At 71.6% G+C, this 24,660-nt stretch carries 16 protein-coding genes; 6 read left to right on the forward strand and 10 right to left on the reverse strand.

Annotation, left to right across the window (positions count from 1 at the left end):
- Positions 1 to 13: 13 nt before the first annotated feature.
- The 3 genes from E5082_RS03940 to E5082_RS03950 form a co-directional block, all read right to left on the reverse strand.
- A complete protein-coding gene (locus tag E5082_RS03940) occupies positions 14 to 1,795 on the reverse strand; it encodes a DEDDh family exonuclease (RefSeq protein WP_135789851.1) in 1,782 nt (593 codons plus the stop codon).
- An 84-nt stretch (positions 1,796 to 1,879) separates the two neighbouring features.
- On the reverse strand, positions 1,880 to 2,584 hold the full coding sequence (locus E5082_RS03945; protein ID WP_135789852.1) for a response regulator: 705 nt from the start codon (positions 2,582 to 2,584) through the stop codon (positions 1,880 to 1,882).
- The gene (locus tag E5082_RS03950) at positions 2,581 to 4,191 is read right to left on the reverse strand and encodes a sensor histidine kinase (RefSeq protein WP_135789853.1); all 1,611 of its coding nucleotides are present in this window, start codon (positions 4,189 to 4,191) and stop codon (positions 2,581 to 2,583) included. Before E5082_RS03950 ends, E5082_RS03945 begins: the two co-directional genes overlap by 4 nt.
- A 122-nt stretch (positions 4,192 to 4,313) precedes the next feature.
- Here E5082_RS03950 and E5082_RS03955 point away from each other — a divergent pair, with 122 nt between their 5' ends.
- Positions 4,314 to 5,738, forward strand: coding sequence for a cation:dicarboxylate symporter family transporter (locus E5082_RS03955; protein WP_135790129.1), 1,425 nt, complete (start codon positions 4,314 to 4,316; stop codon positions 5,736 to 5,738).
- 97 nt (positions 5,739 to 5,835) lie between these two features.
- Here the strand turns inward: E5082_RS03955 and E5082_RS03960 are convergent, their stop codons facing one another.
- Positions 5,836 to 6,450: a TetR/AcrR family transcriptional regulator gene (locus tag E5082_RS03960; RefSeq protein WP_190045310.1), complete on the reverse strand. Its 615-nt coding sequence runs from the start codon at positions 6,448 to 6,450 to the stop codon at positions 5,836 to 5,838.
- Positions 6,451 to 6,581: 131 nt separating this feature from the next.
- Between E5082_RS03960 and E5082_RS03965 the strand changes: the two genes are divergently transcribed.
- The 4 genes from E5082_RS03965 to E5082_RS03980 all read left to right on the forward strand — a co-directional run bounded on the left by E5082_RS03965 (position 6,582) and on the right by E5082_RS03980 (position 11,515).
- Positions 6,582 to 8,264 carry an MFS transporter gene (locus E5082_RS03965; RefSeq protein ID WP_135789855.1) on the forward strand — a complete coding sequence of 561 codons (1,683 nt, stop codon included), beginning with the start codon at positions 6,582 to 6,584 and terminating at the stop codon, positions 8,262 to 8,264.
- Between the two features lie 99 nt (positions 8,265 to 8,363).
- On the forward strand, positions 8,364 to 8,792 hold the full coding sequence (locus E5082_RS03970) for a MerR family transcriptional regulator (RefSeq protein ID WP_135789856.1): 429 nt from the start codon (positions 8,364 to 8,366) through the stop codon (positions 8,790 to 8,792).
- Positions 8,789 to 9,121 carry a thioredoxin family protein gene (locus E5082_RS03975; RefSeq protein ID WP_135789857.1) on the forward strand — a complete coding sequence of 111 codons (333 nt, stop codon included), beginning with the start codon at positions 8,789 to 8,791 and terminating at the stop codon, positions 9,119 to 9,121. Before E5082_RS03970 ends, E5082_RS03975 begins: the two co-directional genes overlap by 4 nt.
- Positions 9,122 to 9,241: 120 nt before the next feature.
- Positions 9,242 to 11,515, forward strand: a complete 2,274-nt coding sequence (locus tag E5082_RS03980) for a HelD family protein (protein WP_190045309.1) — start codon at positions 9,242 to 9,244, stop codon at positions 11,513 to 11,515.
- A gap of 49 nt (positions 11,516 to 11,564) precedes the next feature.
- Here the strand turns inward: E5082_RS03980 and glgB are convergent, their stop codons facing one another.
- The 4 genes from glgB to E5082_RS04000 form a co-directional block, all read right to left on the reverse strand.
- On the reverse strand, positions 11,565 to 13,793 hold the full coding sequence (glgB, locus tag E5082_RS03985) for a 1,4-alpha-glucan branching enzyme (RefSeq protein ID WP_373310066.1): 2,229 nt from the start codon (positions 13,791 to 13,793) through the stop codon (positions 11,565 to 11,567).
- 167 nt (positions 13,794 to 13,960) lie between these two features.
- On the reverse strand, positions 13,961 to 15,355 hold the full coding sequence (locus tag E5082_RS03990) for a maltokinase N-terminal cap-like domain-containing protein (protein ID WP_190045308.1): 1,395 nt from the start codon (positions 15,353 to 15,355) through the stop codon (positions 13,961 to 13,963).
- 93 nt (positions 15,356 to 15,448) lie between these two features.
- Positions 15,449 to 17,149, reverse strand: a complete 1,701-nt coding sequence (treS, locus tag E5082_RS03995; RefSeq protein WP_135789860.1) for a maltose alpha-D-glucosyltransferase — start codon at positions 17,147 to 17,149, stop codon at positions 15,449 to 15,451.
- On the reverse strand, positions 17,146 to 19,260 hold the full coding sequence (locus E5082_RS04000) for an alpha-1,4-glucan--maltose-1-phosphate maltosyltransferase (protein WP_135789861.1): 2,115 nt from the start codon (positions 19,258 to 19,260) through the stop codon (positions 17,146 to 17,148). The genes treS and E5082_RS04000 overlap by 4 nt, the downstream gene beginning before the upstream one ends.
- A 443-nt stretch (positions 19,261 to 19,703) precedes the next feature.
- Here E5082_RS04000 and E5082_RS04005 point away from each other — a divergent pair, with 443 nt between their 5' ends.
- Positions 19,704 to 22,322 carry a glycosyltransferase family 1 protein gene (locus E5082_RS04005; RefSeq protein WP_135789862.1) on the forward strand — a complete coding sequence of 873 codons (2,619 nt, stop codon included), beginning with the start codon at positions 19,704 to 19,706 and terminating at the stop codon, positions 22,320 to 22,322.
- 60 nt (positions 22,323 to 22,382) lie between these two features.
- Here E5082_RS04005 and E5082_RS04010 read toward each other — a convergent pair whose 3' ends face one another.
- Both E5082_RS04010 and E5082_RS04015 read right to left on the reverse strand, forming a co-directional pair.
- Positions 22,383 to 22,904, reverse strand: a complete 522-nt coding sequence (locus E5082_RS04010; RefSeq protein WP_135789863.1) for a DUF1990 family protein — start codon at positions 22,902 to 22,904, stop codon at positions 22,383 to 22,385.
- 70 nt (positions 22,905 to 22,974) lie between these two features.
- Positions 22,975 to 24,609 (reverse strand): M4 family metallopeptidase, encoded by a 1,635-nt coding sequence (locus tag E5082_RS04015; RefSeq protein ID WP_135789864.1) that lies wholly within the window; start codon positions 24,607 to 24,609, stop codon positions 22,975 to 22,977.
- Positions 24,610 to 24,660 lie beyond the last annotated feature (51 nt).

Below are 24,660 nucleotides of genomic sequence, written 5' to 3' on the forward strand. Positions count from 1 at the left end.
GGAGCGGGGCTCCTCAGTCCGCGATGTCCACCCCGTAGCCGCGCGCCAGCTCCGCGAGACTGAAGTCGTGGCCCTGGCCGATCGCGCGGAAGCGCCAGGCCGGACCGCGGCGGTACAGCTCGGCCAGGAGCAAGGTGCGTTCCGTGGTGGCGGCGTCGAGGGTGGCGCGTGCCAGTGGGGCGTCGCCACCGCCCGGTGCTGCCGCCACCTGGACCGCGCCGATTTCGCCGAAGGTCGGGTCACCGTCCACGGCGGCGGCCACCACGATCCGGTGGAACGCGGGCGGGAGCGCCGCCAGGTCCACGGTGATCGTCTGTTCGGCCGGGCCGTCGGCTAGCAGCCGCACCGTGCCGCCGGGGTTCTCCGGAGCGCCGTAGAAGACGAAGTCCTCGTCGAAGGTGACCTGGCCGTCCTCGTCGAGCACGAAGGCGACGACGTCGACCTCGCAGTCGGCCGGCGGCGCCCAGGACGCGGTCACGTGCCACGGCCGGGTCGTGTCCGGCAGGTCGGTGACCCCGCCGCGCGGCAGCACCAGCGGGGCGGGGTGCGACGGTTCCTCCGCGGGCCCGGGAGCGTCCAGGAGCCCGGTGCCCGCGAGCCAGCCGATGTCCCGCACGGGCAGTCCCAGCTCGGTGACGCGCGCCATGCGGCGGTCCCGGTCGCCGTCGGCGAGGAGCAGGACGTCGGTCACGCCTCGGCTGAGGTTGACGGCGGCCGAACCGCCCAGCTCCACCAGCCGAGTACGGGCGGCCGCCGCCTCGGCGTGTGGGCCGCCGAGAATCAGCACGCGCCGTCCGGCCAGCGGTTTGTCGGCCGTACGGACGACGGGTTCGGGCCGCTTCGGCGCCCGTGGAGCCGGGACGACCGGTTCCTGGTGCGCCGTGCCGGGTCGTACGTCGCCCAGGAGGCGCAGGAAGGCGGCTTCGTCGATCACCGGTACGCCCTCGGCGGCTGCGCGACGGGCCTTGGTGGAGCGGACGGCCGGGTCGTCGGTGACCAGGACGCTGGTGTGGCGGCTGACGGACCCCATCACGTTCAGCCCGGCCGCGACCGAGCGGGCGATCAGTTCGGTCCGCGCCGTGGCGGTCTCTCCGGTAATGGCAACCTTCATGCCCTGTACCAGCGGGCCGCCCTCCGTCAGACGTCCCGGATTGCGGTATGCGCAGGGTGTCTTGGGCGGGCTGGGCGCGAACCGCGAGTTCTGCCGGGGCGGGCAGGCCACCAGGGGCAGCGCCAGACCGAGGCGGGCGGACTCCCGTAGCGAGGCACCGAAGATGCCGGCCAGTACGCGAGTGTCGTCCAGGGCGTCGTGCGCCCGGGTCTGCGGGACGCCGTAATGGGCGGCAAGGGTGCTCAACTTCAGGTCTGGTGTGGGTAGTTCGAGCTGGCGATTAAGGGCCAGGGTGCACAGTCGCCGCGAGACCGGGAGGGACAGCCTGGCGCGCGAGAACTCGTGGTCCAGGAAGCCGTAGTCGAACTGCGCGTTGTGGGCGACCATCACCCGGCCCCGCAGCAGGGCCGCTATCTCCTCGGCGACCTGCTGGAAGTCCGGTGCACCGCTGAGCCGTTCGCGGGTGAGCCCGTGCACGTGGACCGGCCCCGGATCGCAGCCGGGGTCCACCAGCGTCGAGAACTCGCCGGTGCGTGCGCCGTCCGGGCCCATCGTCACGACCGCGACCGACAGCACGCGGTCCCGCCGCGCGACGAGCCCCGAGGTCTCCACGTCCACGAGCGCCCACTCATGGGCGTAACCGGGAGGAAAGGGGGTGGTGATGGCGGTGTCTCCGAGGGTCATACCGGCAAGGATGATCCGGATTTCACCATTTCTTCAACTCTCCTACGTCTGGCGGCCTGTGGAGGCGGCTCGTAGGGGCCCGTTTCAACGTCCCCTTCCCTCCTCCTCGGACAGCCAGCGGTAGATCAGTTCCGGGCGGCCCACCTGGCCGTACTGGGGGCTTCTGGTCGCCCTGGCCGTGGTCACCAGGTGTTCCAGGTAGCGGCGGGCCGTGATGCGGGAGATGCCCACCGATTCGGCCACCCCCGCTGCCGTGAGGCCGGTGGGTGTGGCGCGCAGGGCGGCTGTGACTCGTTGGAGGGTGGGGGCGCTCAGGCCCTTGGGGAGTGTGGGCGGGGCCGGGGTGCGGAGGGTGGCCAGGGCCTGGTCCACCTCGTCCTGACCGCTCGCTTCGCCTGCCGCCGCGTGGTAGTCCGCGTAGCGGAGCAGGCGGTCGCGGAGGGTGGCGAAGGTGAAGGGCTTCAGGACGTACTGCACCACGCCCAGCGAGACACCCTCGCGGACCACCGCCAGGTCGCGGGCCGAGGTGACCGCGATGACGTCCGCCTGGTGGCCCGCCGCGCGCAGGGAGCGGGCGAGCTGGAGGCCGTGCACGTCGGGGAGGTGCAGGTCGAGCAGGAGGAGGTCGACCGGGGTGCGCTCCAGGACGCGGCGGGCGGCGGCACCGGTTCCCGCCTTGCCGACGGCGACGAAGCCCGGCACCCGGCCGACGTAGAGGACATGCGCGTCCGCCGCCACCGGGTCGTCCTCCACGACCAGGACACGGATGGGTGGCTGCTCGGGGGTCATACGCCGCCTCCCGGCGGCCCGAGCGGCAGCCGGGCCTCGAACGCCGCACCCCCGCCCTCCGCCTCGGTGACCGTCAGCGTGCCCGTGAGCCGGGTGACCGTCTGGCGGGCCAGTGCCAGACCGAGGCCCCGCCCGCCGGGGCCGGCCGGCTTGGTGGTGAAGCCGCGTCGGAAGACGAGGTCGGCGTGGGCCGGGTCGACGCCGGGACCGGTGTCTGCCACGCGCAGCAGCAGTGCCTCGCCGGCCGCGTACGCCGTCACCGTGACCCGCGCCCGCGCGCTGCCCTGCGCCGCGTCCACCGCGTTGTCGATCAGGTTGCCCAGGATGGTGACGAGGTCGCGCACCGCGAGGTCCGGCGGGAGCACGCCGTCGTCGAGCCGGCTCTCGGGCGAGACGACCAGCTCCACGCCCCGCTCGTGCGCCTGCGCCGTCTTGCCCAGCAGCAGCGCGGCCAGCACCGGCTCACCCACCGCCGCGACCACCTGGTCGGTGAGCGTCTGGGCCAGCTCCAGCTCGGCCGTGGCGAACTCCACCGCCTCCTCCGCCCGCCCCAGCTCGATCAGGGAGACCACGGTGTGCAGCCGGTTCGCCGCCTCGTGCGCCTGCGACCGCAAGGCCTGGCTGAACCCGCGCTCGGAGTCCAGCTCGCCCATCAGTGACTGGAGTTCGGTCACGTCCCGGAGCGTGACGACCGTACCCCGGTGCTCCCCGCCGGATACCGGCGAGGTGTTGACCACCAGCACGCGGGACGCGGTCAGGTGCACCTCGTCGACCCGCGGCTCCGAGGACAGCAGCGCCCCCGTGAGCGGCCCCGGCAGCCCCAGCTCCGCGACCGGCAGACCGACCACCTGGCCGCCGACCCCGAGCAGCTCGCGTCCGCCGTCGTTGATCAGCGCCACCCGGTACCGCCCGTCCAGCATCAGCAGCCCCTCGCGCACCGCGTGCAGCGCCGCCTGGTGGTAGTCGTGCATCCGGCTCAGCTCGGCCGCGTTCATCCCGTGGGTGTGCCGCCGCAGCCGCGCGTTGATCACGTACGTACCCACCGCCCCCAGCAACAGCGCCGCCCCCGCCACCCCGAGCAGCGCCGTCACCTGGTCCTGGACCCGCGCGCTGATCGCCTCCACCTTGATCCCGGCGCTGACCAGCCCCACCACCCGGCCCCCGTCCGTCACCGGAGTCACCGCGCGCACGGACGGGCCCAGCGTGCCGGTGTACGTCTCGGTGAAGGTGTGCCCCCGCAGGGCGGGCCCGGTCCGGCCGAGGAAGCGCCGGCCTATCTCGTCCCGCGACGGATGGGTCCAGCGGATGCCCCGCGGGTCCATGATCGTGACGAAGTCCACCTCGGTGTCCCGCATCACCCGCAGCGCGTACGGCTCGAGCTCGGCGGAGGGGTCCGGGGTACGGATCGCCGCCCGCACCGAGGGCGCGTCCGCGATGGACCGGGCCACCGCCGTGACCTGGCGTTCCGCCGCGTCCCGCGCCTGGCGCTGGTCGCTGACGTAGGTGAACAGCGCGTACCCGGCCACCACCACCGCGACCAGCACCGCCTGCATGGCGAAGAGCTGGCCCGCCAGGCTGCGGGGTCGGGGGAGGGCGGGGGCACGCATGCCAGCAGTGTGCCTGGCCGTTCGGGCATGAACTAAATGAACGGAAGGGTGACCGCCCTCACACGGCGGGAGATAGTCTCCGCGATCCCCTGCAACGCCCGGACGTGAGCCGCACGCCGGTCATGCCGACGAAGACGTCAAGGAGAGCAGTCGTGGCCGCCAGCACCCCCGGTACGGCACCAGCCGCCCCCGCCGTGAAGCGGGACCGTACCCATTACCTGTACATAGCCGTCATCGTGGCGGTCGCGCTCGGCATCGCCGTGGGCCTGATCTGGCCCGACGCCGGGGTGGAGCTGAAGCCGCTCGGCACCGGGTTCGTGAACCTAATCAAGATGATGATCTCGCCGGTCATCTTCTGCACGATCGTGCTCGGCATCGGCTCCGTACGGAAGGCCGCGAAGGTGGGCGCGGTCGGTGGCATCGCGCTCGGCTACTTCACCGTGATGTCGCTGGTGGCGCTCACCATCGGCCTCGTCGTCGGCAACGTCCTCCACCCCGGCGAGGGCCTGCACCTGACCGCCGCGCTCCGCCAGAGCGGCCACGCGCAGGTGTCCGCCGACGCGCTGCCGCCGGTGGACTTCGTGCTCTCGATCATCCCGGTCACCTTCGTGTCCGCCTTCACCGAGGGCCAGGTCCTCCAGACCCTGCTGGTCGCGCTGCTCACCGGCTTCGCGCTGCAGGCGCTGGGCACGGCCGGACAGCCCGTACTGCGGGGCATCGAGCACATCCAGCGGCTGGTCTTCCGCATCCTGGCCATGGTCATGTGGGCCGCGCCCATCGGCGCGTTCGGCGCGATCGCGGCCGTCGTCGGCTCGTCGGGCATCGACGCGCTCAAGAGCCTCGCCGTGTTGATGTTCGGCTTCTACCTCACCTGCGTGCTGTTCGTCTTCGTGGTGCTCGGCGCGCTGCTGCGCATCGTCTCGGGGCTGAACATTTTCCTTCTGCTGAAGTACCTCGCCCGCGAGTTCCTGCTGATCCTGTCGACCTCGTCCTCGGAGTCCGCGCTGCCGAGGCTCATCGCCAAGATGGAGCACCTCGGCGTCAGCAAGGCGGTCGTCGGCATCACCGTGCCGACCGGGTACTCGTTCAACCTCGACGGGACCATGATCTACATGACCATGGCATCCCTCTACATCGCGGACGCGCTGGGTACGCCGATGTCGCTCGGCGAGCAGATCCCGTTGCTGCTGTTCCTGCTGCTGGCGTCCAAGGGCGCGGCGGGCGTCAGCGGCGCCGGGCTCGCCACGCTCGCGGGCGGTCTCCAGTCGCACAAGCCGGCGCTGGTGGACGGGATCGGCCTGGTGGTCGGCATCGACCGGTTCATGAGCGAGGCACGGGCGCTGACCAACTTCGCGGGCAACTCCGTCGCCACGGTGCTGATCGGGACGTGGACGAAGGAGATCGACTCGGAGCGGGTGCGGCGGGTGCTCGCCGGCGAGCTGCCGTTCGACGAGACGACGTTGCTGGACGAGGGGCGGGAGGACGAGCCGTCTTCCCCTTCGACCTCGGCCGAGGGGGAGGGCGGGAAGGAAGTCGCCAAGGCGTGAGGAGCCTCTGGCCGAGGTGTCTTCCGGGGCCCGCCTGAAGGGCCTTCTGTCGCCGGCCGCCCGACCCCGCCTGAACCGGGGCCGGGCGGCCGGTCTTTCATGCCGTCTCGCTCGCGCGGGCCACCAACTCCTTTGCCGCCTCGTTCGGTACGCCCGCCGCCGTGAGCGCGGTGACCGCCGCCGCGTGGCCCGCCTCCTCGGCCGGGAGCAGCCCCTCGTTCACCGCCTCCATGACCGCGAAGAGGAGTTGCTCGTGCACGAAGGCCAGCGCGGCGGCGGGCAGCGGTGAGCTGAACACCCCTTCGTCCAGACCACGTTGGAGCACCCGCGTCTTCTCCTCGCGCAGGGGGGCGAGGCGGTCGCGGATGCCCTGGACGGTGACCGTGCGCTGGGCCAGCGCGATCAGCAGACGGTAGCGGTCGGCGATCTCCCACACCGCGAGCACGGAACGGGCCACCGCGTCGGCCGGCCCGGCCCCGTCGTCCCGGGCGCACAGGTCCGCATCCGTCAGCACCCGCACCGCCTCGTCGACGAGCGTGCCGATCAGCGCCTCCCGGCTGGGGAAGTGGCCGTACACCGTGCGCCGTACGACACCGGCGGCGCGCGCGATCTGGTCCATCGAGGCGTCCGGGTCGCGCAGCAGCTCGGCGAGGGCGACGTCGAGGATGCGGCGGCGGTTGGTGTCGGCGCGGCTGGGGTTACCCGTGGTCATGGCAGTCATTGTGCACACCTTCTCGACTTGCACGGCACTGTGCAAGGTCGTACATTGCACATGGTTGTGCAATTGCACGCCACTGTGCAAGTTCCTGTTGTGCCTGATGTCGAGGAAGGTCAGCCGCTGTCATGCGACTCGTCATGAACGAACCGGTCGAGAGGATGGAGCGCCCGTACGCCCGGCGCTGGTGGGCACTGCTCGTGCTCTGCCTCAGCCTGCTGATCATCGTGATGGCCAACACCGCCCTCACGGTCGCGGCGCCCGACATGACCCGTGACCTGGGGCTGTCCAGCGCGGACCTCCAGTGGGTCATCGACGGCTACACCGTCCCGTACGCCGCGCTGATGCTGCTGCTGGGCGCGATCGGTGACAAGTACAGCCGGCGCGGGGCGCTGATCCTCGGCCTCGTCGTCTTCGGTGGCGGCGCGGTGTTCGGCAACCTCGCGGACTCGGCGGCCACCGTCATCGCGGCCCGCGCGGTCATGGGCGTCGGCGCGGCGCTGATCATGCCCGCGACGCTCTCGCTGCTGGCGGCGACCTTCCCGCGCGCCGAGCGGGTCAAGGCGATCACCCTGTGGACCGCCACCGCGGGCCTCGCCATCGCGGCCGGCCCGGTCGTCGCGGGCGCGCTGCTGCGGGACCACGGCTGGGCCTCGACCTTCCTGATCAACGTGCCGGTCGCCGCCGTGGCGATCGTCGGCACCCTGGTGCTCGTACCGCCGTCCAAGGCCGGTCACCATGAGCGCATCGACTACGTCGGCGGGCTGCTGTCCGTGCTGTCGATCGCCGCACTGGTGTACATGATCATCGAGGGACCGCACTTCGGGTGGGGCGTCAAGGCGGTGACCGCCGCGGTCGTGGCGGGCGTCGGCCTGATCGCCTTCGTCCTGTGGGAGCTTCGCCACCCGCGCCCGGTGCTGGACGTACGCCGCTTCACCGACCGCCGCTTCGCGGGCTCCAACCTCGCGGTCGCCCTCTTCTTCCTCGCCGTCTTCGGCGCGTTCTACTACCTCACCCAGCACCTCCAGTTCGTCCTCGGCTACGACGCCCTGGAGACCGGCGTCCGCATGCTCCCCCTGGCCGGCGCGGTGTTCGCCGGCTCCGCCCTCACCGGCTACCTCACCCCCCGCGTCGGCATGCGCTGGACGGTCGGCGCGGGCATGGTCGCCGGCACGGTGGCGCTCGCGCTGCTGACCCGCGTCGACGCGGGCTCGACGTACGCCGACTTCGTCCCGTCCCTGGTGATCCTGGGCCTCGCCATCGGCCTCGCCCTCTCCCCCTGCACGGACGCGATCATGGGCGCGTTCCCGGAGTCCGAACTGGGCGTGGGCGGCGCGGTCAACGACACGTCGCTCGAACTGGGCGGCTCGCTCGGCATCGCGATCCTGGGCTCCCTGCTGGCGACCTCGTACGACGACCATCTGACGTCGGCGACGAAGGGGAGCGGCCTTCCGGCCCAGGCCCTCGCCACGGCGCAGGACTCGGTGGGGGCGGGGTACGCGGTGGCGCAGGCCATCGGCGAGAAGGCCCAGGCGCTCGCCGCGAAGGCGGCCGCTGCGGGCGACCCGCAGCAGGCGGCCCAACTCAAGCAACAGGCGTCCTCGTTGGCGACGGGCGCGCACCGCATGGCGGAGGCCGTGGGGTCGTCGTTCTCGGACGCGGTGGCGCATACGAGCCTGATCGGAGCGGTCGTCCTGGGCGTGGGCACGGTCGTGGTGGCCGTGCTGCTGCCGGGGCGGGAAAAAACGGCGCCTCCGGCGGAGGTTGCCGAGAAGCCGGAAGAAACCCCCGTAGGGGCCGCCGCCCACTGACATCGGCCGACGTGCCGCTCCGGAGTTTCGCGGAGCGGCACATTTCCCCGCCCCGGCCGCCTTGCCCTGACGCCCACGTCACCCCCTACCGTCGAAGCCATGCGAATCGGTGAGCTGGCCGAGCGCGCCGGGACGACCGTGCGGGCGCTGCGGTACTACGAGACGCGGGGGCTGTTGCCCGCGCGGCGGGACGGCAACGGGCATCGGCGGTACGACGAGCGGGATCTCGTGCTGCTGACGCAGATCCGGACGCTCCGGGGCTTCGGGTTCGAGCTGGAGGAGACGCGGCCGTTCGTGGAGTGTCTGCGGGCCGGGCACCCGGAGGGGGACGCGTGTCCGGCGTCGCAGGCCGTGTACCGGCGGAAGCTGGATGAGCTGGACGGGCTCATCGGGGAGCTGATGGCGGTGCGGGAGACGGTCGCGGGGCAGCTGCTGCGGGCCGAGGAGGCGCGGGCCGGGCTGGCCGCCGAGGCGCTGGTTCCGGGGGGTCCGGAACCCGTGTGCGAGCTGGGAGGGCGAAGGGCATGACTGTCATCAGCGGTCTTGACGAGGTCACGGACGCGAATTTCGAGGCGGAGGTGCTCGGCTCCGATCTCCCGGTGCTGGTGCAGTTCACCGCCGACTGGTGCGGGCCCTGCCGGCAGCTCGCGCCGGTGCTGAAGGACATCGCCTTCAGGGAGGGCGACCGGCTGAAGGTGGTCCAGCTCGACGTGGACCGCAACCCCGGCACCACCATCGCCTACCAGGTGCTCTCCACCCCCACCCTCCTGGTCTTCCAGGACGGTGAACCGGTGCGCTCCATGGTCGGCGCCCGGCCCAGGCGCAAGCTGCTGGAGGAGCTGGCCGACCTGCTCTGAGAAAGCACCCCGCAAGCAAAGAAATCCCCCAGGCATTGGCGCCCGGGGGATTTCTTTCGGTATATTGGACCGTTCACGACTTCTTTAAGAGGTCATGCGGAAGCTTGATGAGCACAGTATATGCGGGCGGGAGTGGAATTGTCAAACACCGAATTTCCGGACGATGAATTGCGGTTCGAGCAGGAATTCATCGACGGACTCTACGAGCGCGTGGACGAGCTGCGCGGCGACGCCGAGACCGGCGTCAGGGACGCCCTCGCCCAGGGCGACAAGCCCCAGCAGGCACGCCTGGAGCGGGACATCCTGGTCGCCGAGCGCTCCGGGCTGCTCGCCGCGCTGAACTCCGTCGACGGCTCGCTCTGCTTCGGCCGGATCGACCTCGCCGACGGCACCACCCACCACATCGGCCGTATCGGCCTGCGCCGCGAGGACACCGAGCGCACCCCCGTCCTCATCGACTGGCGCGCCGACGTCGCCCGCCCCTTCTACGTGGCCACCGGCCACACCCCGATGGGCCTGCGCCGCCGCCGGCACATCACCAGCGAGGGCCACACCGTCACCGCGCTGCACGACGAGATCCTCGACCTCGGCGACGACACCCGCACCGGCTACGAGGACCCCACCGGCGACGCCGTCCTGCTCGCCGCGCTGAACACCGCCCGCACCGGCCGCATGAACGACATCGTGCAGACCATCCAGGCGGAGCAGGACGACATCATCCGGGCGCCCCACCGGGGCGTGATGGTGGTCGAGGGCGGCCCCGGCACCGGCAAGACCGCGGTCGCCCTGCACCGCGCCGCCTACCTGCTCTACGAGCACCGCGACCTGCTCGCCCGCCGCGCGGTGCTCATCGTCGGCCCCAACCCCGCCTTCCTCGGCTACATCGGCGAGGTGCTGCCCTCGCTCGGCGAGACCGGCGTCCTGCTGGCCACGGTCGGGGAGCTGTTCCCCGGCGTGAAGGCCACCGCCACCGACACCCCCGAGGCGGCCGTGGTCAAGGGCCGCGCGGAGATGGCCGACGTGCTCGCTGCCGTCGTGGCCGAGCGGCAGGCGCTGCCGGACCCGGTGATCGCCATCGAGCACGACCGTGAGGTGCTGATGCTCGACGAGGGCCTGGTCGCCACCGCCCGCGAGCGCACCCGCGCGGCCAAGCTGCCGCACAACGCGGCCCGCGAGCACTTCGAGGGCCACATCCTCAACACCCTCACCGACCTGTACGCCGAGCGCGTGGGCACCGACCCCTACGACGGCAGCAGCCTGCTCGACCCTGCCGACATCACCCAGATCCGCGACGAACTCGCCGAGAACCCCGAAGTCTGGTCCGCCATCGACCAGTTGTGGCCCCGGATCACCCCGCGCCGGCTGGTCGCGGACTTCCTCGCCGAGCCCGACGGCCACCTCTCGCCCAAGGACGCCGACGCGGTACGCCGTCCCGTCACCCGCGCCTGGACCGTCGCGGACGTGCCCCTGCTGGACGAGGCGGCCGAACTCCTCGGCGAGGACGACCGGCTGGCCCGCGCCCGCGCCGACCGGGAACGCGAGACGCAGATCGCGTACGCGCAGGGCGTGCTGGACGTGTCGTACGCGTCCCGCACCTACGAGTTCGACGACAAGGAGGAGGACGACCCGGAGTCCTCCGAGGTGCTCTCGGCGCACGACATCATCGACGCCGAGCGGTTCGCCGAGCGGCACGAGGAGGACGACCACCGCAGCGCCGCCGAGCGCGCGGCCGCCGACCGGACCTGGGCGTTCGGGCACATCATCGTGGACGAGGCGCAGGAGCTGTCCCCGATGGCGTGGCGGCTGCTGATGCGGCGCAGCCCGACCCGCTCCATGACCCTGGTCGGGGACCCGGTGCAGACCGCCGAGGCGGCCGGGGTCGGCTCCTGGTCAAAGATCCTTCAGCCGTACGTCGAGGACCGCTGGGAGCACACCCGGCTGGGCGTCAACTACCGCACCCCGTCCGAGATCATGGACCTGGCCGCCGCCGTGGTCCGCGCCGAGCACCCGGACTTCGAGCCGCCCAGCTCGGTCCGCTCCACCGGCGTACGCCCCTGGGTGCGCGACGCCTCCGGCGACCTGCCCGGCGCGGTCGCGCGGGCGGTTGCCGAGCTGACCCCGGCCGAGGGACGGCTCGCGGTCATCGCCCCGCGCGCCCTGCACGCCACCGTCGCCGGCGCGCTGGACGGCGTCACGGCGGGCGCCGAGCCCGATCTCACCCGGAACGTGGTCCTGCTCGACCCCCGCCAGTCCAAGGGCCTGGAATTCGACTCGGTGCTGGTCGTCGACCCCGCCGCCTACGGCACCAGTGACCTGTACGTGGCCCTCACCCGCGCCACCCAGCGCCTTGGCGTGCTGCACACCGGCGAGGTCCCGGCGGCGCTCAAGGGATGACCGGGCTCCGTCCGGGGGCCGGCCGACGGGCCCCCGGACGGTCGCGGTCTCACGCCGGCCGCAGCCACACCGTGGCCAACGGCGGCAGCGTCAGGCGGATGCTGGCCGGGCGGCCGTGCCAGGGCTGGGGTTCCGGCTTGACCGTGCCCTGACCCGCGACATCGCCGCCGCCGTAGCGGGCGAGGTCGGTGTTGAGGGTCTCGTGCCAGGCGGGGACGTCGTCGGGGACGCCGAGGCGGTAGTCGTGGCGGGCCAGCGGGGAGAGGTTGGTGACGCACAGCAGCGGGCCGCCCTCCGCGTCGCGGCGCAGGAAGGCGAAGACGTTGTCCTCCGCCGCGTCCCCGACGATCCACTCGAACCCCGCCGGATCGGTGTCCCGCTCCCACAGGGCCGGGGTCGCCCGGTACGCGGTGTTCAGGTCGCGCACCAGCTCCCGCACGCCCCGGTGCTCGGACTCGGCGCCGTAGGCCGGGTCCAGCACCCACCAGTCCGGTCCGTGCGCCTCGGACCACTCGGCGCCCTGCGCGAACTCCTGTCCCATGAAGAGGAGCTGCTTGCCCGGATGGGCCCACATGAAGGCCAGGTAGGCCCGGAGATTGGCGCGCTGCTGCCACCAGTCGCCCGGCATCTTGGAGACCAGCGACCGCTTGCCGTGCACGACCTCGTCGTGGGAGATGGGCAGTACGTAGTTCTCGCTGTACGCGTACACCATCGAGAAGGTCATCTCGTGGTGGTGGTACTTGCGGTGCACCGGTTCGTGGCTCATGTACGCCAGCGAGTCGTGCATCCAGCCCATGTTCCACTTCAGCCCGAAGCCCAGCCCGCCGAAGCCGCTCGGGCCCTTGTGGTGGGTCGGCCGGGTCACGCCGTCCCAGGCGGTGGACTCCTCGGCGATGGTGACCACGCCGGGGCAGCGCCGGTAGACGGTGGCGTTCATCTCCTGGAGGAAGGCGACCGCGTCCAGGTTCTCCCGCCCGCCGAACTCGTTCGGCGTCCACTGGCCCGCCTCGCGCGAGTAGTCCAGGTAGAGCATCGAGGCGACCGCGTCCACGCGCAGCCCGTCGATGTGGAACTCCTCGCACCAGTACACCGCGTTGGCCACCAGGAAGTTCCGCACCTCGCGCCGCCCGAAGTCGAACTCCAGCGTGCCCCAGTCCGGATGGGCGGCCCGCAGCGGATCGCCGTGCTCGTACAGCGGCCGCCCGTCGAACTCGGCCAGCGCCCACTCGTCGCGCGGGAAGTGGGCGGGCACCCAGTCCATCAGCACCCCGATGCCCGCCTGATGCAGCTTGTCCACCAGGTACTTGAAGTCGTCGGGCGTACCGAGCCGGGCCGTCGGGGCGTAGAACCCGGTGACCTGATAGCCCCAGGAGCCTCCGAAGGGATGCTCGGCCACCGGCATCAACTCGACGTGGGTGAAGCCGAGATCACCGACGTACGCGGGAAGCTGCTCGGCGAGCTGGCGGTACGTCAGTCCGGGTCGCCAGGACGGCAGGTGCACCTCGTACACCGAGAAGGGTGCCTCGTGCACCGGGCGGTCCGCGCGGTGGGCCATCCACTCCGCGTCGCCCCACTCGTGGCGCGAGACATCCACGATCGAGGAGGTGGCCGGCGGCACCTCCGTACGCCGGGCCATCGGGTCCGCGCGCAGGGTGCGCGAGCCGTCCGGGCGGGTGATCTCGAACTTGTACAGCTCCCCCTCCCCGACCCCCGGCACGAACAGCTCCCACACCCCGGTGGAGCCCAGCGAGCGCATCGGGAACCCGGTCGCGTCCCAGAAGTCGAAGCCGCCCGCGACCCGCACCCCGAGCGCGTTCGGCGCCCAGACCGCGAACCGGGTCCCGGTCACGCCCTGCTGCGTCAGCACCCGCGACCCGAGCGCCTGCCACAGCTCCTCGTGCCGCCCCTCGCCCAGCAGATGCAGGTCCAGCTCGCCGAGCGTGGGCAGGAAGCGGTACGGGTCCTCGGTCTCGTGCACCGTGCCGTCGTAGGACACCAGCAGCCGGTAGGCCGGGACCTCGGTCAGCGGGAGCAGGCCGGAGAAGAAGCCCTCGCCGTCGTCGCGCAGCTCCGCCCGCACGTCCTCGAGGACGACCGTCACCGCCTCCGCGTGCGGCCGGAACACCCGGACGGCGACCCCGCCGGGCACCGGGTGCGCGCCCAGCACGGTGTGCGGGTCGTGATGCGTGCCCGCGAGCAGCCGCTCACGGTCGGCCGGGTCCAGGGCCGGGGACACGGCAGGCACCGCGGGCACCTCCGGCGTCCGCGCCTTCGGGATCGCCGGCGCGTTCTCCGGTGAGTCCGCCTGCCTGCCGGGTTTCGCCCGGACCTGCTTCACCGGTGCCGCCTGCGAGGACTTGGCCTGCTTCTTGCCGGACTTGCTCTTCGGGCCGGCTGGCTTCTTGGACGTCACGGACGAGTCTCCCGGTCGGGGTCAGGTCGGGCTCAAGACAGGTCGGGCGTGGCGAGGCGGCGCACCGCCGACATCGGGACCGCCAGCCACTCGGGCCGGTGCCGGGCCTCGTAGACGACCTCGTAGATCGCCTTGTCGGTCTCGTACGCGCGCAGCATCACCGGGTCGGTACGGGGGTCGCGGCCGGTGACCTCGGCGTACCCGGTGCAGTAGGCGGCCCGGCAGGCGTGCGCCCAGTCGGGCGCCGGGGTCTTCGCGGAGTGGGCCGCGTAGTCGAAGGAACGCAGCATGCCCGCGATGTCGCGCACCGCGGGCTGCGGCATGCGCCGCTCGGCCAGCGGGCGGGACGGCTCACCCTCGAAATCGATCAGCGACCAGCCGTCGCCGGGCGAGCGCAGGCACTGCCCGAGGTGCAGATCGCCGTGCACCCGCTGCGCGGTCCAGGTCTGCCCCTCGCGGGCCAGGTCGGCCAGCGCCTCGAACGCCGAGCGCAGCCCCGTCTCGTACGGCCGCAGCGCGGGCACCGCCTGTACGGCTGCCGCCAGCCGCTCGGTCATCCCGCCGGCCAACAGCTCCAGTTGGGCATGGCCGAGGGTGACGGTCGGCAGGGCGCGGGCGAGGGCGGTGTGCACCTCGGCGGTGGCCCGGCCGAGCGCCCGCGCCTCGTGGGTGAAGTCCCCGCCCTTGGCCAGCTCGCGCAGGGCCAGCTCCCAGCCGTCGGTCGCGCCGTTCATGAAGGGCTGGAGCACGGCGAGGACGTACGGCTCGGTGTCCAGGTCGGCGCGCAGCCAGGCCACCGGCGCGGGCACCCGCGCGCAGCCCTCACGGGCCAGCGCGAGCGGCAGCTCGAGGTCGGGGTTGATGCCGGCGGTGACCCGGCGCAACAGCTTGAGGATGAACGTATCGCCGTACACCACCGAGGAGTTGGACTGCTCGGCGGTCATCAGCCGGGCCACCAGCTGGTCCCGGATCTCGTGCGCCGGGTCCCGCTCGAAGCGCAGCGCGCCGACGCGGGCGCCGGTGCGCAGGGCCTCCAGCAGCACCTCGGCGGGCCGGGGGTCGTACAGGGCGTCGTAGACCGTGCGCCCGTCGAGCGGGCCGTCCACGACATGGCCGATCAGCGCGGGCGCCAGCCGGGGCGGCAGCGCCTCGCGCACACCTATCAGCAACTGGTAGCAGTCACCGGGCTGCGCGGGAGCGCCCGGCACCGGCGGCTGGTGGACGCGCAGGAGCAGGTGATAGAGACCCAGCCTTCCCTCGGGAGGCAGGAGTTCGGTGGCGGCCACCAGATCGAAACCGGTGACCGCGCGCCCCTTCCCGGCGAACCAGCGCTGCCGGGGCAGCCATTCGCGCAGCAGGGGGTCGAGCGATTCGAGCAGCTCGGCTGTAGTACCTGACGTGCTGGAGGGGGTGACCGTTTCCGCCATGGGCGTCACGTCCTTTCCCCGGGTCGTCGGGGTGTTACTGAACGGTGCCCCGAGCGGGGCGGCGGAAACCGGTGGCCGCCCCGCTCGATCGCACTACGCGGCGTCCTGGCGCAGCCGGAACCAGTAGAAGCCGTGCCCGGCCAGCGTCAGCAGGTACGGCAACTCGCCGACCGCCGGGAAGCGCACCCCGCCGAACAGCTCCACCGGGTGCCGCCCGGTGAACTGGCGCAGATCCAGCTCGGTGGGCTGCGCGAACCGCGAGAAGTTGTGCACGCAGACCACGATGTCGTCCTCGTACTCCCGCAGGAACGCCAGCACCGCCGGGTTGGACGAGACCAGCTCGGTGTACGACCCCAGGCCGAAGGCGGGGTTCTGTTTGCGGATCTCGATCATGCGGCGGGTCCAGTGCAGGAGGCTGGACGGGGAGGACATGGAGGCTTCGACGTTGGTGACCTGGTAGCCGTGGACCGGGTCCATGATCGTGGGCAGGAAGAGCCGGCCGGGGTCGCAGGAGGAGAAACCCGCGTTGCGGTCGGGGGTCCACTGCATGGGCGTGCGGACGGCGTCGCGGTCGCCGAGCCAGATGTTGTCGCCCATGCCGATCTCGTCGCCGTAGTAGAGGATCGGCGAGCCGGGCAGGGAGAGCAGGAGGGCGGTGAAGAGCTCGATCTGGTTGCGGTCGTTGTCGAGGAGGGGGGCGAGGCGGCGGCGGATGCCGATGTTGGCGCGCATACGCGGGTCTTTCGCGTATTCGGCCCACATGTAGTCGCGTTCCTCGTCGGTGACCATTTCGAGGGTCAGCTCGTCGTGGTTGCGCAGGAAGATGCCCCACTGGCAGTTGGTGGGGATGGCGGGGGTCTTGGCGAGGATCTCCGAGACCGGGTAGCGGCTTTCGCGGCGGACGGCCATGAAGATGCGGGGCATGACCGGGAAGTGGAAGGCCATGTGGCATTCGTCGCCGCCGGTGGAGTAGTCGCCGAAGTAGTCGACCACGTCCTCGGGCCACTGATTGGCCTCCGCCAGCACGACCTTGTCGGCGTACTGCTCGTCGACCTCCTTGCGGACCCGCTTCAGGAAGTCGTGGGTCTCGGGGAGGTTCTCGCAGTTGGTGCCCTCGCGCTGGTAGAGATACGGCACCGCGTCCAGCCGGAACCCGTCGATGCCGAGGTCCAGCCAGAACTTCAGTGCCGAGATCATCTCCTCCTGCACGGCCGGGTTGTCGTAGTTCAGGTCCGGCTGGTGCGAGAAGAAGCGGTGCCAGTAGTACTGCTTGCGCACCGGGTCGTAGGTCCAGTTCGACGCCTCGGTGTCGACGAAGATGATCCGGGCGTCCTGGAACTGCTTGTCGTCGTCGGCCCAGACGTAGTAGTCCCCGTACGGGCCGTCGGGGTTGTTGCGGGACTCCTGGAACCACGGGTGCTGGTCACTGGTGTGGTTCATGACGAAGTCGATGATGACCCGCATGCCCCGCTGGTGCGCGGCGTCGACGAACTCCACGAAGTCCGCGAGGTCCCCGAACTCGGGGAGCACGGCCGTGTAGTCGGAGACGTCGTAACCGCCGTCGCGCAGCGGAGACTTGAAGAACGGCGGGAGCCAGAGGCAGTCCACGCCGAGCCATTGCAGGTAGTCGAGTTTGGCGGTCAGACCCTTCAGGTCACCGACACCGTCGCCGTTGCTGTCCTGGAATGAGCGGACCAGGACCTCGTAGAAGACGGCACGTTTGAACCACTCGGGGTCCCGGTCCTTGGCGGGCGTGTCCTCGAAGGTGTCGGGAACGGGCTCGTTGACGATCATATGGCGGGTGACCCTCCGATCCGCGGGTTGGACGGTCGCAGAACCGAGAACACATGCGCGGGTCGACGACCCGGTTCGAGTCGCACATAGTTGGCCCTGCCCCAGAGATAGGACTCGCCGGTGAGCAGGTCGCGCACCGGCACCGACTCGTGCCAGTCGAGGCCGAGTTGCGGCATGTCCAACGAGACCGTGGCCTCCTGGGTGTGGTGCGGGTCGAGGTTGGCGACCACCAGAACCGTGTTCGAACCACTGCGCTTGGAGTAGACGATCACTCCGTCCTGGTCCGCGTGGTGGAAGTGGATGTCCCTGAGCTGGTGCAGGGCCGGGTTCTCCCGGCGGATGACGTTGAGCCGGGTGATGAGCGGCGCGATGGTGCGGCCCTCGCGGGCGGCCGCCTCCCAGTCCCTGGGCTTGAGCTGGTACTTCTCGGAGTCCCAGTACTCCTCGCTGCCCGCCTTCAACGGCTCGTTCTCACAGAGTTCGTAGCCGCTGTAGATGCCCCAGGCGGGGGAGAGGGTCGCCGCGAGGATCGCGCGCACCTCGAAAGCGGGGCGCCCGCCCTGCTGGAGGTAGGCGTGCAGGATGTCGGGGGTGTTGGCGAAGAAGTTGGGCCGCATGTAGGCCGCCGCCTCCCCCGAGAGTTCGGTGAGGTACTCCGTCAACTCCTGCTTGCTGTTGCGCCAGGTGAAGTAGGTGTAGGACTGCTGGAAGCCGATCTGGGCGAGGGTGTGCATCATCGCGGGGCGGGTGAAGGCCTCCGCCAGGAAGATGACGTCCGGGTCGGCGTGGTTGATCTCCCCGATCACGCGCTCCCAGAACACCACGGGCTTGGTGTGGGGGTTGTCGACGCGGAAGATGCGGACGCCGTGCTCCATCCAGTGCCGGAGCACCCGTACGGTCTCGGTGACCAGGCCGTCCATGTCGGCGTCGAAGGCGATGGGGTAGATGTCCTGGTACTTCTTCGGCGGGTTCTCGGCATAGGCGATGGTGCCGTCGGGGCGGTGGTGGAACCACTGCGGGTGCTTCTCCACCCACGGGTGGTCCGGGGAGCACTGCAACGCGAAGTCCAGGGCGACTTCGAGGCCCAACTCCCGTGCCCGGCCCACGAAGTGGTCGAAGTCCTCGAGGGTGCCGAGGTCGGGGTGGACGGCGTCGTGGCCGCCCTCGGGGGAGCCGATCGCCCAGGGGACACCGACGTCGTCCGGGGTCGCGGTCAGCGTGTTGTTGCGGCCCTTGCGGTGCGTGGTCCCGATCGGATGGATCGGAGGCAGGTACACCACGTCGAAGCCCATCTCCGCGATGGCCTCAAGACGCTTCTGGGCCGTCCGGAACGTGCCGTGCGGTTCGTCCAGCGTCCCCTCCGAGCGCGGGAAGAACTCGTACCAGGAGCCGTACAGCGCCCGTTGCCGCTCCACCAGCAGGGGGAGGGGGTCGGAGGCCGTCACGAGTTCGCGCAGGGGGTGGCGGGCGAGGACCTCGGAGACCTCCGGGGCCAGGGCCGAGGCCAGGCGCCAGGCGGCCGGGCGGTCCTCGTCCCGCAGGGCCCTGACCACGTCCAGCACGGTGTCCCGGTGCTTCGCCGGGACCCCGGCGGCCGCCCGCTCGTACAGCCGCGCGCCCTCCTCCAGTACGGCCTCGGTGTCGATGCCGGCCGGGATCTTGATCTCGGCGGTGTGCCGCCAGGTGGCGACCGGGTCGGACCACGCCTCCACCGAGTAGGTCCAGGTGCCGGTCCGGTCCGCGCTGACCAGGGCGCCCCAGCGGTCGGTGCCCGGGGCGAGTTCACGCATCGGGGTGAAGGGGCCGGGCCGGCCGTCCGGGTCGCGCAGCACGACATCGGCGGCGACCGCGTCGTGCCCCTCGCGGAACACGGTGGCCGACACCTCGAAGACCTCGCCGGGCACCGCCTTCGCGGGCCTGCGCCCGCCCTGGACCACCGGCCGCACGTCCAGGACCGGGATACGGCCCGTCACGGGCCCCCCGGCGGGGGGCTCGGGCGCGGCGGTCGGGGTCGCGTCCGGCGGTGGGGCCGTGTGGGCCGGCCGGGCCGGTTTTCTGCCGGCCGCCTTGCCGGGGGTCACCGGTGCTGACGAGTGGTGCGTGGCGGGCATGACCGCTCCTGTCCGCGTCGACATGGGTATGGGCCGGGTGTGCGGGCGACGGTTCCTGCTGCGGTGCTGTGGTGCCTGGTGCGTCGTACCGGGGGAGCCTTCCCACCCCGTTCGGGTGGGCAATCCGGAACTTTGGTTAACTACTCGCGCGTACAGTTGCGTACGGGCCCGGCCTTACGTCTCCCGGATTCCCGCCCGGCGTGCCTTGACTCCCCCCGGTACGGCGGGGTTCGGCCAATTCCGGTGCTTCCCGGCACTTCCCGGCGCTTGCGCACCCCGTGCCCCTCGGCCGCGCTCCGTTCCCCTGCGTACCTGATGTGCCGTAATCGGGCCGCTTCACCCGGATGCGTCCTCGGTGACGCCCCGGTAACCACTACCGTCGACAATGACGACGAGACGTACAGCGCCGTGCGTCTCACCATGCGACGCGTCCGAGGTGGAATGTGAAGGCGATCCGTCGGTTCACCGTCCGTCCAGTTCTCCCCGAACCCCTCCGGCCGCTCAGCGACCTGGCGCGCAACCTGCGCTGGTCCTGGCATGCGGAGACGCGCGACCTGTTCCAGTCCGTCGACCCCGAGCACTGGGCCGCCGCCGAGGGCGACCCGGTACGGCTGCTGGGCCGGGTGAGCCCCGCGCGGCTCGCCGAGCTGGCGGAGGACCGGCGCTTCCTGCGCCGGCTGACCGCGGTCGCCGACGACCTGGACGACTACGTGACCGGCGACCGCTGGTACCAGCAGCAGGGTGACGGGCTGCCCGCCGCGGTCGCGTACTTCTCGCCCGAGTTCGGCATCACCGCGGCGCTGCCCCAGTACTCCGGTGGCCTCGGCATCCTGGCCGGCGACCACCTCAAGGCCGCCAGCGACCTGGGCGCTCCGCTGATCGGCGTCGGACTGCTCTACCGGCACGGCTACTTCCGCCAGACCCTCTCCCGCGACGGCTGGCAGCAGGAGCACTACCCCGTCCTCGACCCCAACGAGCTGCCCCTCGTCCAGCTCAAGGAGGACGACGGCACCCCCGCCCACGTCTCCCTCGCGCTGCCCGGCGGCCGGGCCCTGCACGCCCGGATCTGGGTCGCGCAGGTCGGCAGGGTGCCGCTGCTGCTGCTCGACTCCGACGTGGAGGAGAACGACCCCGCCGAACGCGGCGTCACCGACCGGCTCTACGGCGGTGGCAGCGAGCACCGGCTGCTGCAGGAGATGCTGCTCGGCATAGGAGGTGTCCGCGCGGTGCGCACCTACTGCCGGCTCACCGGGCACGCCGAGCCGGAGGTGTTCCACACCAACGAGGGGCACGCCGGGTTCCTCGGCCTGGAGCGCATCGCCGAACTGGGCAGGCTGGGGCTGGACTTCGACGCGGCGCTGGAGACCGTACGGGCCGGGACGGTCTTCACCACGCACACCCCCGTGCCCGCCGGCATCGACCGCTTCGACCGGGACCTGGTCGCCCGGCACTTCGGGCCCGACGCCGAGCTGACCGGGCTCGACCCGCGCCGGGTGCTGGCGCTGGGCACCGAGACCTACCCGGGCGGGGAGGCGGGTCTGTTCAACATGGCTGTGATGGGGCTGCGCCTCGCCCAGCGGGCCAACGGCGTGTCCCTGCTGCACGGGCGGGTCAGCCGGGAGATGTTCGCGGGGCTCTGGCCGGGGTTCGACGCCGACGAGGTGCCGATCACCTCGGTCACCAACGGGGTGCACGCCCCGACCTGGGTCGCCCCCGAGGTACTGCGGCTCGGCTCGCGCCAGCTCGGCGTGCAGCGGGCCGAGGACGCGCTCACCGTCGGCGGGTCCGAGCGCTGGGACGCGGTCGCGGAGATCCCGGACCAGGAGATCTGGGAGCTGCGCCGCACCCTGCGCGAACAGCTCGTGCTGGAGGTACGGTCCCGGCTGCGCGCCTCCTGGCGGCAGCGCGGGGCGGCCGACGCCGAGCTGGGCTGGATCGACGGGGTGCTCGACCCCGACGTGCTCACCATCGGCTTCGCCCGGCGCGTGCCGTCGTACAAGCGGCTCACGCTGATGCTCCGGGACAAGGAGCGGCTGACCGAGCTGCTGCTGCATCCGCAACGGCCGGTGCAGATCGTGGTGGCGGGCAAGGCGCACCCGGCGGACGACGGCGGCAAGAAGCTCGTCCAGGAGCTGGTGCGGTTCGCGGACGACCCGCGGGTACGGCACCGGATCGTGTTCCTGCCCGACTACGGCATGGGGATGGCGCAGAGGCTCTATCCCGGCTGCGACATCTGGCTGAACAACCCCCTGCGCCCGCTGGAGGCGTGCGGCACCTCCGGGATGAAGGCCGCGCTGAACGGCTGTCTCAACCTGTCGGTGCTGGACGGCTGGTGGGACGAATGGTTCCAGCCCGACTTCGGCTGGGCCATCCCCACGGCGGACGGCGCGGCCACCGACCACGAGCGCCGGGACGACATCGAGGCCGCCGCGCTGTACGAACTCCTGGAGGGCCGGGTCACCGCCCGCTTCTACGAGCGCGGCCGGGCCTCGCTGCCCGACCGGTGGATCGAGATGGTCCGCCAGACCCTCACCCTGCTGGGCCCGAAGGTGCTGGCCGGCCGCATGGTCCGCGAGTACGTCGAGCGCCTCTACGCCCCGGCCGCCCAGGCCCACCGCGCGCTCGCCCCGGACACCGCGCGCGAACTGGCCGAGTGGAAGGCGAGGGTGCGTGCCGCGTGGCCCGGTGTGAGCGTGGATCACGTGGAGACCACCGCGCCCACCGCCACGGCGGAGCTGGGCTCCAGTGTCGGGCTGCGGGTGCGGGTGGGGCTCGGTGAGCTGACCCCGGACGACGTGGAGGTGCAGGTGGTCTCCGGCCGGGTCGACTCCGGCGACCGCATCACCGACGCGGGCACGAACCCGCTGAAGCCGGTCGGCAACCCCGACCTGGAGGGCCGCTGGCTCTACGAGGGCCCCCTCTTCCTCGACCGCACCGGCCCCTTCGGCTACACCGTCCGCATCCTCCCCGCCCACCGCCTCCTCGCCTCCACGGCGGAGACGGGCCTGGTCACCGCGCCTTCGGAGGAGGCGGTGGAGTCGGCGGGGGTGCTGCTGCGCTGAGGGTCCGCTGCCGGAGGGCGTGCCGTCCCGCTCGCCCCCCGGCCGGCTCGCCGTGACGCCCTAGCTCTCGTCCTCGTCCGCGCACAGGCGCTTCAGGGTGGCACCGCATCTGCGGGCGTAGGCGTGCTGGAGGGCGCGGGCGACGGGGCCGGCGGTGCGGGTGTACCACTTGGCGGGGCGGCTGTAGGCGGCGACCGTGAGCCAGACCGTGCCGTCACCGGTGCGCTCGACGACGAAGGCTTCCTCGCCGTCCTCGGGGTGGCCGGGCAGGGTGCCGTAGGCCCAGCCCGCGCGGCGGGGCTCGTCGGCGGCCCAGACGACCCGGCAGGGGGCCTTGATCACACCCGCGAGGCTGACCGTGACCTCGGTGCCGGGGGTCGCGCGCTCGGCGGTGGTCTCCATGCCGACGCCCATCGCCCGGTGCATCTCCCAGGTCAGGACCGCCTCCGTGGCCCGGCGGAAGACGTCCGGACCCTCGCCGATCCGGGTGCGGGAGAAGAGGTGGTGGAAGCCGGGCGGGCAGACGGCGAGATCGTCGCGGGTAGCGCCGACCGGCTCGTAGGTGAAGGGCGCCGAGGACATGGGCACCAGACTAGGGCGCCCCCCGGAAGATCACCTTCCCAGGGGGCGCCCAGTCTCGACTACTGGACCACTAGCTGACGTTGACCGCCGACCAGGCCGCCGCCACCGCGTTGTACTCGGCGCTGCCGGAGCCGTAGAGCGCGGAGGCCGCGTTCAGCGTCGCCGTGCGGGCCGCCTTGTAGTTGGTGGTGGAGGTCATGTACGTGGTCAGCGCCTTGTACCAGATCTGGAGCGCCTTGGCGCGCCCGATGCCGGTGACCGTGGAGCCGTTGTAGGTCGGGGAGTTGTACGAGACCCCGTTGACCGTCTTCGCGCCGCTGCCCTCGGACAGCAGGTAGAAGAAGTGGTTGGCGACGCCGGACGAGTAGTGCACGTCCTTGCTGCCGACCGAGGAGGACCAGTAGTCCGCCGAGCCGCCGTCCTTGCTGGGCTTGTCCATGTAGCGCAGCGGGGTGCCGTCGCCGTTGATGTTGATCTTCTCGCCGATGAGGTAGTCACCGGGGTCCGAGGCGTTGTTGGCGTAGAACTCCACACCAGTGCCGAAGATGTCGGACGTGGCCTCGTTCAGGCCGCCGGACTCGCCCGAGTAGTTCAGGCCCGCGGTGTTGGAGGTGACGCCGTGGCTCATCTCGTGGCCCGCGACGTCCAGCGAGGTCAGCGGGTCGACGTTGCCGGAGCCGTCGCCGTACGTCATGCAGAAGCAGCTGTCGTCCCAGAACGCGTTCACGTAGGCGTTGCCGTAGTGGACGCGGGAGTAGGCGCCGACGCCGTTGTTCTTGATGCCGTTGCGGCCGAAGGTGTTCTTGTAGAAGTCCCAGGTCTCCGCCGCGCCGTAGGCGGCGTCAGCGGCCGCGGTCTGGTCGGAGGAGGAGCTGGAGGCGGTGCCGGTGCCGAAGACGTTGGTGGTGCTGGACACCAGAGTGCCCGTGCCGGACGTCTTGCGGGCCAGGTTGTAGGTCTTGTGGTTGCCCCGGGCGCTGTCGGTGAGCTGGTACGTCGAGCCCGACTGCACGGAGTTGAGGGTGACCGTGCCGGAGTACAGCGTCTTGCCGGTCGCGTTCTCGACGCCCTGGTACTCGAAGAGCTTCTTGCCGGTGGCGGCGTCGGTGATCACGTGGAGCTGGTTCGGGGTGCCGTCGTCCTGGAGACCGCCGACGACCGTCTCGTAGGCGAGGACGGGCTTGCCGGAGCCGGCCCAGATGACCTTGCGGGCGCCGTCCGACTCGGTCTTGGCGGAGCCGAGCGTCCTCGCGGCGCCGACGGCCTGCTTCTCCGCCTTGGCCGGAGTGATCTGCGGCTTCAGCGAGGCCACCTTGATGGCCGACTTGGTGGCCTTGGTGACGCCCTCGGCCTTGCCGGACTTGGCGGTGTGCACCACGAGGTCGCCGCCGAGGACCGGAAGGCCCGCGTAGGTGCGCTCGTAGCGGGTGTGGACGGTGCCGTCGACGTCCTTGACGACGTCTCTGACCACCAGCTTCTCCTTGGCGCCGAGACCTATGCGCTGGGCGGTCTCGGGGGCGGCGGACTGCGCCTGCTGGATCAGCGTGGTGCGGGCCGAGGCCGACAGCAGCGTCGGGGCGGCGGCCAGGGTCTTGTTCTCGGCGCTCGCGCTGGAGGCCAGACCCGTGGAGAGGAGGGCACCGGCGGCGACGGCGGTGGCGATGACGAGCGAGGTGCGCTTGTGACGCGCGTAGAGGGGGCTCACAGTAGCTCCTTGACGTGGGGGCGTCGGCCAGAGTGGGGTCACTGGCCGGGT

Origin of the sequence: Streptomyces griseoluteus (assembly GCF_004784465.1) — a bacterium.
In the GTDB taxonomy this organism is placed as follows: domain Bacteria; phylum Actinomycetota; class Actinomycetes; order Streptomycetales; family Streptomycetaceae; genus Streptomyces; species Streptomyces griseoluteus.

Coding starts and splice junctions, on each gene's coding strand:
- E5082_RS03970 (WP_135789856.1), top strand. CDS start 8,364: ATGCGAATCGGTGAGCTGGCCGAGCGCGCCGGGACGACCGTGCGGGCG.
- treS (WP_135789860.1), bottom strand. CDS start 17,149: ATGATCGTCAACGAGCCCGTTCCCGACACCTTCGAGGACACGCCCGCC.
- E5082_RS03940 (WP_135789851.1), bottom strand. CDS start 1,795: ATGACCCTCGGAGACACCGCCATCACCACCCCCTTTCCTCCCGGTTAC.
- E5082_RS04000 (WP_135789861.1), bottom strand. CDS start 19,260: ATGCCCGCCACGCACCACTCGTCAGCACCGGTGACCCCCGGCAAGGCG.
- E5082_RS03955 (WP_135790129.1), top strand. CDS start 4,314: ATGCCGACGAAGACGTCAAGGAGAGCAGTCGTGGCCGCCAGCACCCCC.
- E5082_RS03960 (WP_190045310.1), bottom strand. CDS start 6,450: ATGACCACGGGTAACCCCAGCCGCGCCGACACCAACCGCCGCCGCATC.
- E5082_RS03990 (WP_190045308.1), bottom strand. CDS start 15,355: ATGGCGGAAACGGTCACCCCCTCCAGCACGTCAGGTACTACAGCCGAG.
- E5082_RS03945 (WP_135789852.1), bottom strand. CDS start 2,584: ATGACCCCCGAGCAGCCACCCATCCGTGTCCTGGTCGTGGAGGACGAC.
- E5082_RS03965 (WP_135789855.1), top strand. CDS start 6,582: ATGCGACTCGTCATGAACGAACCGGTCGAGAGGATGGAGCGCCCGTAC.
- E5082_RS03975 (WP_135789857.1), top strand. CDS start 8,789: ATGACTGTCATCAGCGGTCTTGACGAGGTCACGGACGCGAATTTCGAG.
- E5082_RS03980 (WP_190045309.1), top strand. CDS start 9,242: ATGCGGGCGGGAGTGGAATTGTCAAACACCGAATTTCCGGACGATGAA.
- E5082_RS03950 (WP_135789853.1), bottom strand. CDS start 4,191: ATGCGTGCCCCCGCCCTCCCCCGACCCCGCAGCCTGGCGGGCCAGCTC.
- E5082_RS04010 (WP_135789863.1), bottom strand. CDS start 22,904: ATGTCCTCGGCGCCCTTCACCTACGAGCCGGTCGGCGCTACCCGCGAC.